Here is a 16586-nt window from a genome sequence, read left to right as displayed (position 1 = left end):
ATGGGGCGGGGCCTGCGACAGGCGCTTCTGGCGCTTTGGGTGGGTCTTTCGCCCGCCCTGTGGGCCATGCCTGCCCTGGCGCAGGAGGGTCAGCCCGGTCCTGTCTTCAAAAGCCAGCTTGCCGTGGTGCAGCAGGACCAGCTTTTCGCGCGCACGCTTTATGGCAAGGCGGTTCAGGCCCGGATCGAGGCGGCCCGGCAGTCGCTTCTGTCAGAAAACCAGCGCATCGAGGCCGGTCTGGAAGCGGAAGAACGTGCGCTGACCCAGCGCCGCCCGACGATGACACCCGCCGAATTCCGCAAGCTGGCCGATGCCTTCGACGCCAAGGTTGAGGGCATCCGTTCCGCGCAGGAGGCCAAGGGCCGCGCCGTGGCCCGCCAGGCCGAGGAGGACCGGCAGCGGTTCTTCCAGACCGCCTATCCCGTTCTGGCGCGGCTGATGGCGGAAATCGGTGCCGTGGCGCTGATGGACAAATCCGATATCATCATCTCGCTGGAAGCGATTGACGTGACGGACCGTGCGGTAGCGCGGATCGACAGCACGCTGGGTGACGGGTCAGCGAGCGAGGCCCCGGCCGAGGCCCCGGAACCGTCCGATGCGGGCCAGCCCGAACAATGACACGCGGGCTGCCGGTACGGCGGCCCCTGAGAGGAGTGATCGATGACCGCAACCGAGACCGCGCCGCAGACTGCTGATATCGCGCTGATCCAGCGCATCCTGCCGCACCGCTATCCGTTCCTGCTGGTCGACAAGGTGCGTGACATCTATGTCAACGAAAGCTGCGTTGGCATCAAGAATGTCACGATGAACGAGCCGCAGTTCACCGGGCATTTCCCGGAGATGCCGGTGTTTCCGGGCGTGCTGATCATCGAGGCGATGGCGCAGACTTCGGGCATTCTCGTCGGTCTGTCGATGGATCTGGTCGACAAGAATGCCAAGGTGTTCTTCATGGGCGTCGACAAGGTGAAGTTTCGCCGCAAGGTCGGCCCCGGCGACGTGCTGGAACTGCATGTGAAGGCGGTGCGCGGCGGCGGCCGGGTCTGGAAATTCGAGGGCCGGGCGATGGTCGGTGACGAGCTGGCCTGTGAGGCCGAGTTCATGGCCATGTTTGACGTGCCGAAGGCCTGAGCGGATGTCGGACGCGCGTATTCATCCCATGGCGGTGGTCGAACCGGGGGCGCTCATCGGCCCCGGCTGTGACATCGGCCCCTTCGCGGTGATCGGGCCGGAGGTTACGCTTGGCCCCGGCGTGGTGGTGAAGCCGCATGGCGTGGTCACTGGCTGGACCGAGGTCGGCGAGGGCACGGTGATCTTTCCGGGCGCCGTTGTGGGCGAGGTGCCGCAGGATCTGAAATACAAGGGGGAGCGCACGCGGCTGATCGTCGGCAAGCGCTGCCGCATCCGCGAGGGTGCAACACTGAACACCGGCACCGAGGGTGGTGGTGGCGTAACGCGCGTGGGCGACGATGTGCTGATGATGACCGGCAGCCATGTTGGCCATGACGCGATCATCGGCGACCGCGTTGTGATGGCCAATCAGGCTGCCATCGCCGGGCATTGCCATATCGGGGATGATGTCATCATCGGCGGGCTGTCCGGCGTTCATCAATGGGTCCGCGTCGGGCGTGGTGCCATCATCGGTGCAGTGACGATGGTGACGAATGATGTGCTGCCGCATGGTCTGGTGCAGGGACCGCGCGGCGTGCTGGATGGGCTGAACCTCGTGGGGCTGAAGCGGCGCGGGGTCGAACGGTCGGAAATCACCGCGCTGCGCGCCGCCTATCAGATGCTGGCGCAGGGGGAAGGGTCTTTCCTCGACCGCGCGCGCCGTCTGGCGGATGAAACCGACAGCCAGCATGTGCGCGAAATGACCGATTTCATCCTGTCGCAGACTGACCGCAGTTTCCTGACCCCGAAATGAGCCGCACCGCCATCATTGCAGGCGCCGGGCACTTGCCCGCTGCCCTTGCCGCCGCGCTGAAGTCACCACTGGTTTGCGCGCTGGACGGTTTCACCCCCGCAGGGCTGGCCGTGGATCAGGTGTTCCGGGTGGAACGGCTGGTGCCCTTCCTGCGCGCGCTGGAGGATGCGGGCGTGACCCGTGTGGTCTTTGCAGGTGCGGTGCAGCGGCCAAGACTGGACCCGTCGCTGTTCGATCAGGGCACCGCCCAGATGGTGCCGCGCCTTCTGGCCGCGATGCAGGCGGGCGATGATGCCACCCTGCGCGAGGTGGTCGCGATTTTCGAGGAAGCCGGATTCGCCGTTGTCGGCGCGCAGGAGGTTGCGCCCGATCTGGTGCCCGGGCCGGGCATTTTGTGCGGAACGCCGGGTGCCGCCGATGAGCGCGACGCCGCGCGGGCCGCTGCCATTGTCGCCGCGCTCGGGGCCGTGGATGTGGGACAGGGTGCTGTGGTGGCACAGGGGCTGTGCCTTGCGGTCGAGGCGTTGCCGGGCACCGATGCGATGCTGGACTGGGTGGCGCAAACCGCCCGCCGTCCTGACCCGAATGGCGCGAAAGGCGTGTTCTACAAGGCGCCGAAACCGGCGCAGGACCGGCGCATCGACCTTCCGGCGCTGGGGCTGGAGACGCTGAAACGTGCCCATGCCGCCGGGCTTGCAGGGATTGCCTTCGAGGCGGGCGGGGTGATCCTGCTCGACCGTACGGCGATGATTGCCGAGGCAGACCGGCTGGGCCTGTTCCTCTGGGCGCGCGAGCCATGAAGCTGTTCCTCGTCGCGGGCGAGCCTTCCGGCGACCGACTGGGGGCCGCGTTGATGGCGGGGCTGAAGGACCTCGCGCCGGGTGTCCGTTTTGACGGGGTGGGCGGCCCACTCATGCAGGCCGAAGGGATGCAAAGCCTGTTCCCGATGGCTGAGCTTTCGGTGATGGGCATTGCCGAGGTGCTGCCGAAATATCGCCATCTGAAGCGGCGTATCCGCGAAACCGCCGAGGCCGTGCTGGCCAGCGGGGCGCGGGCGTTGATCACCATCGACAGCCCCGATTTCTGCCTGCGCGTGGCGCGGCTGGTGAAGGCGGCGCGGCCCGACCTGCGGACAATCCACTATGTCGCGCCCTCGGTCTGGGCCTGGCGGCCGGGCCGGGCGGCGAAGATGGCGACGGCGGTCGATCACGTTCTGGCGCTGCTGCCCTTCGAGCCGCCCTATATGACGGCGGCGGGGATGAGCTGCGATTTCGTCGGCCATCCGGTTGTGGCTGAACCGCTGGCGACGGAGGTGGAGCGCGCGGCCTTTGCCGGTGATGGTCCGTTGCTGCTGGCCCTGCCCGGATCGCGTCAGGGCGAGGTGCGGCGGCTGGCGCCTGTGTTGGGTGCGGTTCTGGGCTTGTTACGGGCGCGTCATCCGGGCCTGCGCGTGGTGCTGCCCACCTTGCCGACGGTAGAGCCTCTGGTGCGCGAGGTGACCGCCGAATGGCCGGTCGCACCCGAAATCGTGCTGGACCCGGCCCGCAAGCGTGGCGCCTTTGCCGCCGCTGATGTGGCGCTGGCGGCCTCGGGCACCGTGTCCCTGGAGCTGGCGGCCAATGGCTGCCCCATGGTCATTGCCTATCGCCTGCATCCCGTCAGCTTCTGGCTGATGAAGCGTGCGGCGCTGATTGATACGGTAACGCTGGTCAATCTGGTGTCCGAGACACGGGCGGTGCCGGAATTCCTTGGCCCCGCCTGTCTGGCCGAAAACATCGCCCCCGCCGTACTGGCCCTGCTGGCACAAGGCCCCGAGCGCGCGGCGCAGGAGGCGGCGATGCGCCTGACGATGGAGCGTCTGGGCAAAGGTGGCGAGCCGCCCGGCCTGCGCGCGGCGCGCTCTGTGCTTTCGGTGCTTTAACGCCCGCGCCAGATCCAGCCGCCGCCGAGGATGCGGCTGCCTTCCGGCGCATAGAACACGCAGGCCTGACCTGCGCTGACGCCATCCTCGGGGTTCAGCAATTCCACCTCTGCCTCGGTGGCAGAGATGGGGCGGATCACTGCCGGGCGCGGCGGGCGGGTGGAGCGGACCTTGACGTTCACATGCCATTCCGCCCGGCTGTCAAAGGGTGTATCGCCCAGCCAGTTGACCTCGCGCACCGGCACGATGCGGGTGGACAGCGCCTCTTTCGGGCCGACGATCACACGGCGACTGTCGGGGTCCAGCCGTACGACATAGACCGGATCGCCCAGACCGCCGATGCCCAGCCCCTTGCGCTGCCCGATGGTGTAATGGATCACGCCGCGATGGGTGCCCAGCACGCGACCCTCCAGATCGACGATCTCGCCCGGTTCGGCCGCGCCAGGGCGCAGCTTTTCGATCACAGCGGCATAATTGCCGTTCGGGACAAAGCAGATGTCCTGGCTGTCGGGCTTGTCCGCCACCGGCAGCCCGTATTTCGACGCCAGCGCCCGTGTTTCCGCCTTCGAGGCCAGATGCCCCAGAGGGAAACGCAGGTAATCGAGCTGTTCCGGCGTGGTCGAGAACAGGAAATAGCTCTGGTCGCGGTTGGCATCGGCGGCGCAATGCAGTTCCGGCCCGGTCGCGCCCTGCATGCGCTGGATGTAATGGCCGGTCGCCATGCAATCGGCCTCCAGATCCTTCGCCGTGGCCAGCAGATCCTTGAACTTCACACGCTCGTTGCAGCGGATGCAGGGCACCGGCGTCGCACCGGCCAGATAGGCATCGGCAAATTCCTCGATCACCGCCTCGCGGAAGGTGTTCTCGTAATCCAGGACGTAGTGCGGAAAGCCCATCGTCTCGGCCACGCGGCGGGCATCATGGATGTCACGTCCGGCACAGCAAGCCCCCTTTTTCGCCAGCGCCGCGCCATGGTCGTAAAGTTGCAGCGTCACGCCGACAACGTCATAACCCTCCTCCTTCAGCTGCGCGGCCACCACCGAACTGTCGACGCCGCCCGACATGGCAACGACGACGCGCGTCTCGGAGGGGGGCTTTGCGAAGCCCAGGGAATTCAGCGGATGGTCCAGCATGACGGAACTCTGGCAGGATCAGGGAAAGTTACGCGCAATATAGGAAAATGCGCGACACTCTCAACCCGTCGCTTCATCAAGGCTTAAGCCTGTCGGCCGAAACTTCGCGTGATGGAAGAGGGGAATGCCATGTATCTGAAACGTGTCCACGGGCCGCGGCAGGTCACGCTGCCGGATGGCTCGATCCTGACCCGCGCCGATCTGCCACCGCCGGAGACCAGTCGCTGGGTGGCCTCGCGCAAGGCAGTGGTGGTTAAGGCGGTGATTTACGGGCTTCTTCCGCTGGCCGAGGCGCTGGAACGCTATGCCCTGTCGGAAGAGGAATTTGCGCTTTGGCGCGCCGCGGTCGAACGCCATGGCGAGAAAGCCCTGAAAGTGACAGCCATCCAAAAGTATAGACAACTTTAGATTGTTTTCTGCGCAACCTATGTCACAGTAACCGCTAGTTAACCATTGCCCTCCAGTATCGTTAACAACCCTGGCGCTGAAGCGGAGAAGACAGAGATGCGCATTTTGCTGGTGGAGGATGACCCGACGACCTCGCGCAGTATCGAACTGATGTTGACCCATGCGAATCTCAACGTCTATTGCACGGATCTCGGCGAGGATGGCATCGACCTGGCCAAGCTCTATGACTACGATCTGATCCTGCTGGACATCAACCTGCCGGACATGAGCGGGCATGAGGTCCTGCGGCAACTGCGCCTTGCACGGGTGGATACGCCGATCCTGATTCTTTCTGGCGCGGACGATACCGACAGCAAGCTGAAGGGCTTTGGCTTCGGCGCGGATGACTACATGACCAAGCCTTTCCATCGTGAGGAACTGGTGGCGCGTATCCATGCCATCATCCGCCGGTCCAAGGGACATTCGCAATCGGTGATCCGTACCGGACGAATCTGCGTCAATCTGGATGCCAAAACTGTGGATGTGGATGGCAAGACCGTGCATCTGACCGGCAAGGAATATCAGATGCTGGAGCTGCTGAGCCTGCGCAAAGGCACCACGCTGACCAAGGAAATGTTCCTCAACCACCTCTATGGCGGTATGGATGAGCCGGAGCTGAAGATCATTGACGTCTTCATCTGCAAGCTGCGCAAGAAACTGGCCGAGGCGACGGGTGGGCAGAACCACATCGAAACCGTCTGGGGCCGTGGCTATGTGCTGCGCGACCCGCTGCCCGATGATCTGGGGCGGCGACTGGCGATGGGGGCGTGAGGCGCGCGCTTTACCTTGAGGGGCTGGCGTCCTAAATCTGGCGCAAAGCCGGAGGGGAACATGGCCACAGATCAGCCTGTCGATCGTATGACCGAAGCCGAAGCTCAGGCCGAACTGGCCCGGCTTGCCGAGGCGATTGCCAGGGCGAATGAAGCCTATCACCGGCAGGACGCACCCGAGATCAGTGATGCGGATTACGATGCGCTGAAACGCCGGAACCTGGAGATCGAGGCGCAGTTCCCGGCGCTGAAACGTGCCGACAGCCCCTCGGATCAGGTTGGCGCGCCGCTGGCCGAAGGCTTTGGCAAGGTCCGGCATGAAGTGCGGATGCTCAGCCTTGAGAATGCCTTCGAGGATGCGGATGTGACGGATTTCGTGACCCGCATCCGCAGTTATCTGGGCCATGAAGGGCCGCTGAGCTTCACTGCCGAGCCAAAGATCGATGGCTTGTCACTGTCGCTGCGCTACGAGGGCGGTGCGCTGGTGCAGGCGGCAACGCGCGGTGATGGCGAAACGGGAGAAAATGTCACCGAAAACGCGCGTACTATCGCCGATATTCCGCACCGGCTGATCGGCGCCCCCGATGTGCTGGAGGTGCGGGGCGAGGTTTATATGCGCCACGCCGATTTCGCCGCGTTGAACGCGCGCGCGGCCGAGGCGGGTGAGAAAACCTTTGCCAACCCGCGCAATGCCGCCGCCGGTTCGCTTCGGCAACTCGATGCGACGATCACCCGTTCGCGTCCGCTCAGCTTCTTTGCCTATGCTTGGGGGGCGCTGTCGGAACCTCTGTCGGAAACCCAGTCCGGCGCCATCGAGCGGCTGGCGGCGCTTGGGTTTCGGACCAACCCTTTGACACGGCTCTGCCTGACGGTCGAGGAAATGCTGGCGCAATATCGCAGCATCGAGGCACAGCGCGCGACTCTGGGCTATGACATCGACGGTGTTGTCTACAAGGTCAATGATCTGGCGCTGCAACGGCGGCTCGGGTTTCGCGCGGCAACCCCCCGCTGGGCCATCGCGCATAAATTCCCCGCCGAACTGGCCTGGACGCGGCTGGAGGCCATCGACATTCAGGTTGGTCGCACCGGCGCGCTGAGCCCTGTCGCGCGGCTGACGCCGGTGACGGTGGGCGGCGTCGTCGTCTCCAACGCCACGCTGCATAATGAGGATTATATCGCGGGTCGCGATTCCTCGGGCGCGCCGATCCGTGATGGCAAGGACATCCGCATCGGTGATTGGGTGCAGGTCTATCGGGCGGGGGATGTAATTCCCAAGGTGGCTGATGTCGATCTGGCGCAGCGCCCCGAAGAGGCCGCGCCCTATACCTTCCCCGAAACCTGCCCCGAATGTGGCAGCCCCGCGATCCGGGAGCCGGGCGATTCGATCCGCCGTTGCACGGGCGGCCTGATCTGCCCTGCGCAGGCCATTGAAAAGCTGAAGCATTTCGTCAGTCGTGGTGCTTTCGATATCGAGGGGCTGGGGGCAAAACAGATCGAGATGTTCTTTGCCGACGATCTGCTGTCGGTGCGTGCGCCTGCCGATATCTTCACCCTTCAGGACCGGGACATCCGCAACCTTGCGAAACTGGCGAACCGCGACGGGTTCGGGAAGCGCAGTGCCGAAAAGCTGTTCGCAGCCATCGACGACCGGCGCCGCATCGCCTTTGAACGCTTCCTTTTCGCGCTTGGCATCCGCCATCTGGGCGAGGTCGCGGCCAAGGATCTGGCCCGGCATTACGGCAGTTGGGCCGGGCTGTCGCAGGCCATCGACGCCGCGCATCCGGCCGCGCTCCTGCACCTGAAAGCGGATGAGGCCGAGGTGGCAGAGCGCGCGGCGGCGGCTGAAGCAGGCCGCCGGGCCGAGGTTTCGAAGGCGCGGGCGCAGATCATGGCGGAAGCCAGCCCCGAGGCGCGCGCGGCATGGGAGGAAATGCTGTCGATTGAAGGGGTTGGCGCAGTTCTGGCAACCTCTCTTGTGACCACGCTTGCGGCGGGCGGGCATGAGCGTCAGGCGGTCGAGGATCTGGTGGCAGAGCTGGCCGAGATCATACCGCCCGAAGCCCGCGCAACGCAAAGCCCGGTTGCCGGGCTGACTGTCGTGTTCACCGGCACGCTGGAAAAGATGACTCGGGCCGAGGCCAAGGCGCGGGCCGAGGCGCTGGGGGCCAAGGTTGCGGGATCGGTCAGCGCCAAGACCGATCTGCTGGTGGCTGGTCCGGGTGCCGGCTCGAAGGCCACGCGGGCGGCGGAACTCGGCGTAAGGGTGATTGACGAGGAGGAATGGCTGGCCCTGGCGGGCGCCGCCGGATGAGCCGCCCGCCCGAGCTTTTCCCGCTGTTTGCCGATCTGGAGACGCTGGAAGGCGTCGGCCCCAAGACGGCGAAGGCGATGGCCGGGCTGGGGGTTGAACGGCCGAAGGACTTGCTGTTCCTTCTGCCGCATTCCGGGGTGGACCGCAGCCGCCGCGCCTCGGTCCGCGATGTGGTGCCGCCTGCGGTGGTAACGGTCGAGGTGACGGTGGGCAGCCACTTTCCGCCGCGCCAGAAAGGGCGGCCCTATCGTGTGGCGGTGAAGGATTCGGCGCTGGAATTCCAGCTTGTCTATTTCCATGCGCGCGGCGATTTCCTGTCGCGGCTGTTGCCGACCGGGCAGCGCCGGATCGTTTCGGGCCGGGTGGAGCTGTTCGACGGCATCGCGCAGATGGTCCACCCCGATCATGTGTTGCGGCCTGAAGAAGCGGGCGATCTGCCAGAGTTCGAGCCGGTCTATCCGCTGGTCGCCGGCGTGACGCAGAAGGTTCTGGCCAAAGCGGCGCAGGCGGCAGTGGCGCGGGCGCCAGAGCTGGCAGAGTGGATCGACGGGCCGTTGAAGCGACGCGAGGGCTGGCCGGATTGGCACGCGGCAGTTCAGGCCGTACATGCGCCGGAAAGTGCCGCCGATCTGGCGCCTGCAGCTGCGGCGCGGGCGCGGCTGGCCTATGATGAGTTGTTTGCCCATCAGGTGACTCTGGCGCTGGCGCGGATGCGGGCGCGGTGCGGTAAGGGGCGTGCCTCGGTCGGAACCGGGGTTTTGCAGCGCAAGGTATTGGATTCACTTCCTTATGCACCGACAGGGGCGCAAAGTCGGGCCGTGGGCGAGATCGCGGCCGATATGGCCTCTGGCCTGCGGATGAACCGGCTGTTGCAGGGCGATGTCGGCGCGGGCAAGACGCTGGTCGCGCTGATGGCGCTGCTGGTCGCGGTGGAGGCGGGCGGCCAGGGCGTGATGATGGCGCCGACCGAGATCCTCGCCCGGCAGCATCTGGAGGGGCTGCGACCGCTTGCCGAGGCGGCCGGGGTGCGGCTTGACCTGCTGACCGGGCGCGACAAGGGGGCGGAGCGTGCGGCGAAGCTGCGCGCGCTGGCCGAGGGCGAGACGGGCATTCTGGTCGGCACCCATGCCGTGTTCCAGAAGGATGTGCAGTTTCATGACCTGCGGCTGGCGGTGATCGACGAACAGCACCGTTTCGGCGTGGCGCAGCGGATGGAGCTGGGCGCAAAGGGGGCGGCGGCGGATGTGCTGGTGATGACCGCGACGCCGATCCCGCGCAGCCTTGCACTGGCGAGCTATGGTGACATGGATGTGTCGGTGCTGGATGAAAAGCCCGCCGGGCGCAAGCCGGTCAAGACGGTGATGGTCTCGACCCAGCGCCTGGATGAGGTGGCGGCGCATCTGGCGCGCGCGGTGGCCGAAGGGCGGCAGGCTTATTGGGTTTGCCCGCTGGTGGAAGACAGCGAGACGGTGGATTACGCCAGTGCCGAGGCGCGGTTTCAGCATCTGCGTGCCGCCCTTGGCGACTGTGTCGGACTGGTGCATGGCCAGATGCCACCCGCCGAGAAGGACGCGGCGATGGCACGATTTGTCGCCGGGGAGACCAGCGTTCTGGTGGCCACGACGGTGATCGAGGTGGGTGTGAACGTGCCCAATGCCTCGATCATGGTGATCGAGCGGGCCGAGATCTTTGGCCTCGCGCAGTTGCACCAGCTGCGGGGCAGGGTCGGGCGCGGGTCGGCGGAATCGACCTGCCTGCTGATGTATCAGGCGCCGCTGAGCGAGGGCGGCGAGCGGCGGCTGACCACGTTGCGCGATACCGAGGACGGTTTTCGTATTGCCGAAGAAGATCTGGCGATGCGTGGCGCCGGCGATCTGATTGGCACGGCGCAATCGGGCCTGCCACGGTTCCGCGTCGCCGATCTGGAACGGCAATCGGCGCTGATGGAAATTGCACAAAGTGATGCGCGGCGGCTGCTGGCTGAAGATCCGCAGCTGGAAAGCCCGCGCGGCCGGGCGGTGCGCCTGCTGCTGTGGTTGCTGGATCAGGATCGGGCGATCAGGCTGATTTCTGTGGGTTGAGCTCGCCTTTCTGTGTTGGAACCCTGGAGCGCGCTCTGGCGTTCTCTCTTTATGTTCACGGATGTTCTCAAAAAGTTCTTTACAGGATGTGAATCATGTGAGAACAATAATGGAACAAACGACAGGAGGTTCCGATGCTGAAGGAAGTCAAAGCCATCATCACCCGCTCCCGCGCAACTTTGCTGGAGGATGCCGCCGGGGCGGTCTCGCTGTTCGTTCTCTTGATTGTCGGCCTGAATCTGCCGGGCCTTGCCTGAGCCGCTGACACTGCCGGTTTTTCACTGCCTGCGGTCTGTTAAGGGCGCATCGACCCCAAGCGATGCCCGCGTCACTGTCCCCGACGCACCTGCCTGCCAGACACGCCACTCACCGCCGCAGCATGACTGCGGCGGTTTTTTTATGCGGCCTCTGCCGCCGTGATGGCCTCTGCCAGCGCCTCGATCGCCAGCAGGATCGAGGCGTGGCGGTTCTTGTAATCCCGCGCGGGCAACAGCACCTCGAACCCGGCGAAAGCGCCCGAAGGCGGTGGCGCCCCGTCCTTCAGCATGGCGCGCAGCGCGTCCCGCGCAGCTTCAACCTCAGCCCGGTTGCGGCCGATGGCGGCACCGCCCACCACGGCGGCCGAGGCCTGACCCAGTGCGCAGGCCTTCACGTCCTGCGCAAACTCCGCGACGCGGCCATCCCGCATCACCACATCTGCCGTGATGGTCGAGCCGCAGACCGGCGAGCGGCGGCGCGCACTGCCCTGTGGCGCGGGCAGGCGGCCCAGATGCGGGATGTCGGCGGCCAGGGCCAGAATCCGGCCGGAATAGAGTTTCACAAGGTCGCTGTCGCTCATCGCTTTTCTCCGCCGCTGTCCCCGCATAGATAGACCTGCAACTGCGGCAATGCAAAGGAGGCGCCGATGCCATTCGATCCGGCTGGCCTAAAGTATGATGCGAACGGTCTGATCCCGGCCATCGCGCAGGACCATGCCACGGGCGAGGTGCTGATGATGGCCTGGATGAATGCCGAAAGCCTGAAGCGCACGCTGGAAACCGGGCAGGTGACTTATTGGTCCCGCTCGCGTCAGGGGTTCTGGGCCAAGGGCGAGACCTCGGGCCATGTGCAGCGGCTGGTGGAGCTGCGGGTGGATTGTGACCGCGATTGCCTGTTGATGCAGGTCGATCAGATCGGACCCGCTTGCCACACCAACCGGCGGTCGTGTTTCTATACTGCGATCCGCGACGGGCAGGAGGTGGTGACCTCGGACCCTATCGCCTGAGGCAAAGAAAAAGGCCGCGCGGAACCCGCGCGGCCTTTTCCATTCTGTCGGTCGGATCACTCGTCCGAAGCGGCAGCGCCCACTTCGTCGAACAGTTCCGCGATCTCGAACTCGGCCGCGGCTTCCGCTTCGGCTGCGAGCTCCTGGATCGACTTGCCCGAGGCTTGCAGTTCGGCTTCTTCGGCCGAACGGGCGACGTTGATCGTGATGCGCACCGAAACTTCGGGGTGCAGAACGACGGTCACCGAATGCAGACCCAGATCCTTGATCGGACGATCCAGAACGACCTGACCGCGCGCGACGGTGAAGCCGCCCTCGGTCGCCGCATCGGCCACGTCACGGGTGGTGACGGAACCATAGAGCGCGCCGGAATCCGAAGCCGAACGGATGACGATGAACGCCTGACCGTCGAGCTTGGCGCCCACGGCTTCGGCTTCTTTCTTCGTTTCCAGGTTCTGCACTTCGAGTTGCGCCTTGCGGGCCTCGAAGGATTTGATGTTCGCGTCGGTGGCGCGCAGCGCCTTGCCTTGCGGCAGCAGGAAGTTCCGGCCGTAGCCGTCCTTCACCTTCACCACATCGCCCATCTGGCCCAGCTTGGCCACGCGCTCAAGAAGGATGACTTGCATCGAAGTATCTCCTTATTTCACGGCATAGGGCAGCAGGGCGAGGAAGCGGGCGCGTTTGATGGCCTGGGCCAGTTCACGCTGCTTCTTCGCCGAGACGGCGGTGATGCGCGACGGAACGATCTTGCCACGCTCGCTGATGTAGCGTTGCAGCAGACGCACGTCCTTGTAGTCGATCGCCGGGGCATTGTCGCCCGAGAAGGGGCAGACTTTCCGACGGCGGAAGAAGGGTTTGTTCGCCATGATGATGGTCCTTTCCCTGTCAGATCAACGACGACGGTCGCCGCCGAAGCTGCGCTCGCGGCGTTCGCCACGTTCGCCTTCCGGACGGTCCCCACGGTCACCGCGATCGCCACGGTCCCCACGCTCGCGCTCGTCGCGCTTCTGCATCTGGACCGACGGGCCTTCGGCGTGCTTTTCGACCTTGATGGTCAGCACGCGCATCACGTCGTCATGCAGGCGCATCAGGCGTTCCATTTCCTGCACGGCAGCGGCGGGCGCGTCCGATTTCAGGAAGGCGTAGTGGCCCTTGCGGTTCTTGTTGATCTTGTAGGCCATCGTTTTGACGCCCCAGTATTCGTGTTCAACGACTTTGCCGCCGTTGTCCGCGAGGACCGTGGAGAAATGTTCGATGAGACCTTCGGCCTGCGCGTTGGACAGATCCTGACGCGCGATCATGACATGCTCGTAGAGAGGCATGTAAGCTCCGTATCATAGGCGCATTTCATAGGGCGGGCCTTTTCGCCTTCCGCGGCCCGTCCACGAGAGGCTGCGCCGGTTCATGGGTCATGCGGAAGGATGGGCGTCCTTACACAGGATTGTGCTTTGGCGCAAGCAAACTTCCGGGGAGTTGCCGGAATTCCCGCCTGTCAGGGGCTGTCGGTGGCATGATATGGCATATCAGCGGGGATTTTTGTCTACAGGGAACCATCTCCGGTGCAGGTGGTTGCCCTTTGGCCCACCGCAGAGAATCGAAAGAGGATAGGCATGAACCGTATTCTGAACTGCACGACGGCACTGGCCGTCGCTCTGGCTGGCATCAATCCCGCAGCCCTGAGCGCGCAGACCCGTGTCCAGGTCCAGGGGCAGACCGTGGTCTGCCTGCCCGACAAGAAGACGGCCTGCCCGGATGGCGCCAACTGCATCGTGGTGAAGAACCCCGCGAATTGCGAGAAGCGCGCCTTCGAGAAATTCGGTGGCGGCTCGCCTGAGCGCAAGAACGGCGAAGGCGCCGAGCAGCCGAAGAAGAAAAAGGCTGCTGCCGGGCAGGATGCGGCGCCTGCCAAGAAGAAGGCGGCGGATGAGCCGGTGAAGAAGCAGAAAAAGGCGGCTGAGGAACAGAAACCCGCCAAGGAGAAGAAGGCCGACAAGCCCGTAAAGGAGAAGAAGGCCGAGAAGAAAGAGAAGAAAGACGACAAGAAGGACAAGGTAGTCCCGAAGGCACCCACGCGCAGCGAAGCCGTCGCGCCGGTCGAGGAGCCGCAGGTGAAAGTGCCCAGCGGCGCGCCGCGCAGCTCGGACAACGACAATGCGCCGACGCTGGCGCCCGATACGTCGGTCAACACCGCCAATACCGCGCCTGCCGAACAGAAGCCGCGCAAGCAGCGCAAGCCGCGTGCTGAAGAGGACAAGGCGATTCTCGATGTGCTCGGCTCGGAACCCGCCGCGCAGCAGGCCGACACCACGCAGAAGGATGGCACCAAGAAGCGCCGGAATTCGAAGAAGCCCGAAAAGCCCGAGGCGGCTCTGGTGCCCTCTGGCGCGCCGCGTTCCGGGGATGACGGCCCGCAGGTCACGGAATCCCGCGTAACACGCGAGGATCGCCGCGACGCCGGCCGGGATTATGACACGCCGGTGATCGGTGACCAGCAGACCGCCAAGAAAGACAGTGGCGGCCTCTCGAAACTGGAAAAGGCCGGGCTTCTGGCGCTTGGCGCGCTGGCCGTCGGGACGCTGCTGAAGAACGGCAACAAGGTCGTGTCGAACACCGGCGACCGGGTGGTCGTTGACCGGGGCTATGGCGATTATGTCGTGCTGAAGGATGATGACGCGCTGATCCGCGAACCGGGCAGCAATGTGCGCACCGAAACCTATCGCGATGGCTCGACCCGCACCACGGTGGATCGCGCCGATGGCACGCAGATCATCACCATCCGCGATGCCTCGGGCCGGGTGCTGCGCCGGGCGCGCATCAATCTCGATGGCAGCCAGACCTTGCTGATCGACGATCTGAGCGACCGCGTGCAGGAAGTGGACGTGACGCGTCTGCCGAAGCCGCAGCCGGGTCTTGCCATCTCGACCTCGGGCGAGGATGCGGCGCTGCGTGCGCGCATGCTGAGCCTGCGCGCGGCGGAAGCGGGACGTTCGTTCAGCCTTGCGCAGATTCGCGATTACCCGGAGGTGCGGGCGCTGGCGCCGACCGTGGATGTCGACAACATCACCTTCGAAACCGGCTCTGCCGCGATCCGGCCTTCGGAGGCGGAAAAGCTGTCGCAACTGGGAGAGTTCATGTCCCAGATGATCGAGGAAAACCCCGGCGAGATGTTCCTGATCGAAGGTCATACCGATGCGGTGGGGGATGCTGCCTATAACCTCGCGCTGTCGGACCGTCGCGCCGAAAGCGTGGCGCTGGCGCTGACCGAATACTTCGACGTTCCGGCAGAGAACATGGTGGTGCAGGGGTATGGCGAGGGCGAGCTGCGCATCGCTTCTGCGGGAGACGAGCCGCGCAATCGCCGGGCTGTTGTGCGGATGATCTCGCCGCTGATGCGTCAACTTGCCTCGAACTGAGGCAGGACAATTTGACCAAAATCAAGGTGGCAGGGCTTCGGCCCTGCCATTTTGCTTTTGCGCGGGTTCTCCCTGTTCTCCGCGCGGGCCTGCCCGGCAATGCTCCGAAGCCGGACACCGGGCGCCGCCGGGCCTCCCCCCTGCGGCGCCTGCTTTTTTGCTGCGGCGCGCGCGTGGCTGTGGCACCTTCGTCGCATGGCAGGCCACCCCGTGCTGGGGCTAGCTTGGGCCACAGGCGGGAGGGCAGCATGGAATTCCGGCACGATCAGATTCCCGAAATCGCGCTTGACTGGCATCGCGGCGGGCGCGGTGCGGTTCTGGCCACCGTGGTTGAAACCTGGGGCTCGGCGCCGCGCCAGCCCGGTGCGCAATTGGTCATTGACGGGCAGGGTGCGATCATGGGGTCCGTCTCTGGCGGGTGCGTCGAAGGCGCGGTGATCGCCGAGGCGGAGGAGGCGCTGCGCGACGGCAAGCCCCGGCTTCTGACCTTCGGGGTCAGCGACGACACGGCCTTTGCCGTGGGTCTGGCCTGTGGCGGCACCATCCGTATCCTGCTGGAACCCGTGGGCGCCGCGCTGCCCGAGGCCATGCTGGCCGAAATCGTTGCCGCCCGCGCAACCCGCCGCGCCCTGGCCTATGCCGTGCATCTGGAAAGCTGGGAACGCCGTCTGGTCGACGGGCCGGGCGATGCCTTGTCGGCCGCGGTCGCCACCCGGATGCGTGCCGACCGCTCCGGTCCAGAGGAGGACGGCTGGTTCATCGCCATTCACAACCCCGGCCTGCGTCTGGCTATCGTGGGGGCGGTGCATATCGCGCAGCCACTGGCACAGATGGCGCGGCTGTGCGGCTATGACGTCAGCATCATCGACCCGCGCGAAACCTTCGGTTCCGCCGCGCGCTTTCCCGGCGAGGTGATCCGTGACGACTGGCCGGACGAGGCGCTGGCGGCGCTTGGTCTGGATGCGCGGACGGCGGTTGTGACGCTGACGCATGACGCCAAGCTGGATGACCCGGCCATCCGCGCCACGCTGGGCAGCCCGGCCTTCTATCTGGGCTGTCTCGGCTCGACCCGCACCCATGCGAAACGCGTGGAACGGCTGCTGGCTGCCGGGTTTGACGCGGGCCAGATTGCGCGCATCCATGCGCCTGTCGGTCTGGCGATCGGGGCGAAAAGCCCGGCGGAAATCGCGGTTTCGGTCATGGCCGAGATCACCCAGGTTCTGAGGCAGGGCTGATGCAGTTCGGGCCGGTGTCACTGACCGAGGCTGAGGGCGCCATTCTGGCGCATCGGGTGGATACGGCGGATGGGCCTTTGCCCAAGGGCG

General features: G+C 65.3%; 18 protein-coding genes. 13 read left to right on the top strand and 5 right to left on the bottom strand.

Features of this window, described 5'->3' with window-relative positions; genetic code table 11:
- Genes AO684_RS19660 through lpxB form a run of 5 tightly spaced genes read left to right on the top strand, consistent with a single transcriptional unit; the run spans position 1 to position 3842 of the window.
- The gene (locus AO684_RS19660; protein WP_054304437.1) at positions 1–618 is read left to right on the top strand and encodes an OmpH family outer membrane protein; all 618 of its coding nucleotides are present in this window, start codon (positions 1–3) and stop codon (positions 616–618) included.
- 42 nt (positions 619–660) lie between these two features.
- Entirely contained in the window at positions 661–1128 is a 468-nt protein-coding gene (gene fabZ / locus AO684_RS19655; RefSeq protein WP_054304436.1) for a 3-hydroxyacyl-ACP dehydratase FabZ, read from the top strand.
- 4 nt (positions 1129–1132) lie between these two features.
- Positions 1133–1921 carry an acyl-ACP--UDP-N-acetylglucosamine O-acyltransferase gene (gene lpxA / locus AO684_RS19650; RefSeq protein WP_054304435.1) on the top strand — a complete coding sequence of 263 codons (789 nt, stop codon included), beginning with the start codon at positions 1133–1135 and terminating at the stop codon, positions 1919–1921.
- The gene (locus tag AO684_RS19645; RefSeq protein ID WP_054304434.1) at positions 1918–2721 is read left to right on the top strand and encodes an LpxI family protein; all 804 of its coding nucleotides are present in this window, start codon (positions 1918–1920) and stop codon (positions 2719–2721) included. Before lpxA ends, AO684_RS19645 begins: the two co-directional genes overlap by 4 nt.
- Positions 2718–3842 (top strand): lipid-A-disaccharide synthase, encoded by a 1125-nt coding sequence (gene lpxB / locus AO684_RS19640; protein WP_054304433.1) that lies wholly within the window; start codon positions 2718–2720, stop codon positions 3840–3842. Before AO684_RS19645 ends, lpxB begins: the two co-directional genes overlap by 4 nt.
- On the opposite strand, the gene mnmA is transcribed toward lpxB, so the two are convergent.
- Positions 3839–4975, bottom strand: coding sequence for a tRNA 2-thiouridine(34) synthase MnmA (gene mnmA / locus AO684_RS19635; protein ID WP_054304432.1), 1137 nt, complete (start codon positions 4973–4975; stop codon positions 3839–3841). The genes lpxB and mnmA overlap by 4 nt on opposite strands.
- Before the next feature lie 129 nt (positions 4976–5104).
- On the opposite strand from mnmA, the gene AO684_RS19630 reads away from it, so the two are divergent.
- The 5 genes from AO684_RS19630 (at position 5105) to AO684_RS22520 (ending at position 10841) form a co-directional block, all read left to right on the top strand.
- A complete protein-coding gene (locus AO684_RS19630; protein WP_054304431.1) occupies positions 5105–5383 on the top strand; it encodes a DUF1153 domain-containing protein in 279 nt (92 codons plus the stop codon).
- 96 nt (positions 5384–5479) lie between these two features.
- Complete coding sequence (gene ctrA, locus AO684_RS19625) at positions 5480–6193, top strand: response regulator transcription factor CtrA (protein ID WP_054304430.1); 714 nt, start codon at positions 5480–5482, stop codon at positions 6191–6193.
- 60 nt (positions 6194–6253) lie between these two features.
- On the top strand, positions 6254–8503 hold the full coding sequence (gene ligA, locus AO684_RS19620; RefSeq protein ID WP_054304429.1) for an NAD-dependent DNA ligase LigA: 2250 nt from the start codon (positions 6254–6256) through the stop codon (positions 8501–8503).
- On the top strand, positions 8500–10584 hold the full coding sequence (gene recG, locus AO684_RS19615; RefSeq protein WP_054304496.1) for an ATP-dependent DNA helicase RecG: 2085 nt from the start codon (positions 8500–8502) through the stop codon (positions 10582–10584). The genes ligA and recG overlap by 4 nt, the downstream gene beginning before the upstream one ends.
- A gap of 134 nt (positions 10585–10718) precedes the next feature.
- Positions 10719–10841: a hypothetical protein gene (locus tag AO684_RS22520; RefSeq protein WP_255349808.1), complete on the top strand. Its 123-nt coding sequence runs from the start codon at positions 10719–10721 to the stop codon at positions 10839–10841.
- A 140-nt stretch (positions 10842–10981) separates the two neighbouring features.
- Here the strand turns inward: AO684_RS22520 and AO684_RS19610 are convergent, their stop codons facing one another.
- On the bottom strand, positions 10982–11422 hold the full coding sequence (locus AO684_RS19610; RefSeq protein WP_054304428.1) for an iron-sulfur cluster assembly scaffold protein: 441 nt from the start codon (positions 11420–11422) through the stop codon (positions 10982–10984).
- 66 nt (positions 11423–11488) lie between these two features.
- Here AO684_RS19610 and hisI point away from each other — a divergent pair, with 66 nt between their 5' ends.
- Positions 11489–11848, top strand: a complete 360-nt coding sequence (hisI, locus tag AO684_RS19605) for a phosphoribosyl-AMP cyclohydrolase (protein ID WP_054304427.1) — start codon at positions 11489–11491, stop codon at positions 11846–11848.
- A 56-nt stretch (positions 11849–11904) separates the two neighbouring features.
- On the opposite strand, the gene rplI is transcribed toward hisI, so the two are convergent.
- The 3 genes from rplI to rpsF are packed head-to-tail and all read right to left on the bottom strand — an operon-like array spanning position 11905 to position 13170.
- Positions 11905–12474 (bottom strand): 50S ribosomal protein L9, encoded by a 570-nt coding sequence (gene rplI, locus AO684_RS19600; RefSeq protein WP_054304426.1) that lies wholly within the window; start codon positions 12472–12474, stop codon positions 11905–11907.
- 12 nt (positions 12475–12486) lie between these two features.
- Positions 12487–12714, bottom strand: coding sequence for a 30S ribosomal protein S18 (gene rpsR / locus AO684_RS19595; protein WP_023666208.1), 228 nt, complete (start codon positions 12712–12714; stop codon positions 12487–12489).
- A gap of 24 nt (positions 12715–12738) precedes the next feature.
- Entirely contained in the window at positions 12739–13170 is a 432-nt protein-coding gene (gene rpsF / locus AO684_RS19590; protein ID WP_054304425.1) for a 30S ribosomal protein S6, read from the bottom strand.
- A gap of 288 nt (positions 13171–13458) precedes the next feature.
- Between rpsF and AO684_RS19585 the strand changes: the two genes are divergently transcribed.
- Together AO684_RS19585 and AO684_RS19580 are read left to right on the top strand one after the other, a co-directional pair.
- Positions 13459–15261: an OmpA family protein gene (locus AO684_RS19585; RefSeq protein WP_054304424.1), complete on the top strand. Its 1803-nt coding sequence runs from the start codon at positions 13459–13461 to the stop codon at positions 15259–15261.
- 248 nt (positions 15262–15509) lie between these two features.
- Positions 15510–16496, top strand: a complete 987-nt coding sequence (locus AO684_RS19580; RefSeq protein ID WP_054304423.1) for an XdhC family protein — start codon at positions 15510–15512, stop codon at positions 16494–16496.
- The last annotated feature ends 90 nt before the right edge of the window (positions 16497–16586 follow it).

The sequence above is a fragment of the Gemmobacter sp. LW-1 genome, from assembly GCF_001303875.1.
Classification (GTDB): domain Bacteria; phylum Pseudomonadota; class Alphaproteobacteria; order Rhodobacterales; family Rhodobacteraceae; genus Gemmobacter; species Gemmobacter caeni.
The sequence above is the reverse complement of the archived record's forward strand: the minus strand, read 5'-3'. Positions and strand labels throughout refer to the sequence as shown.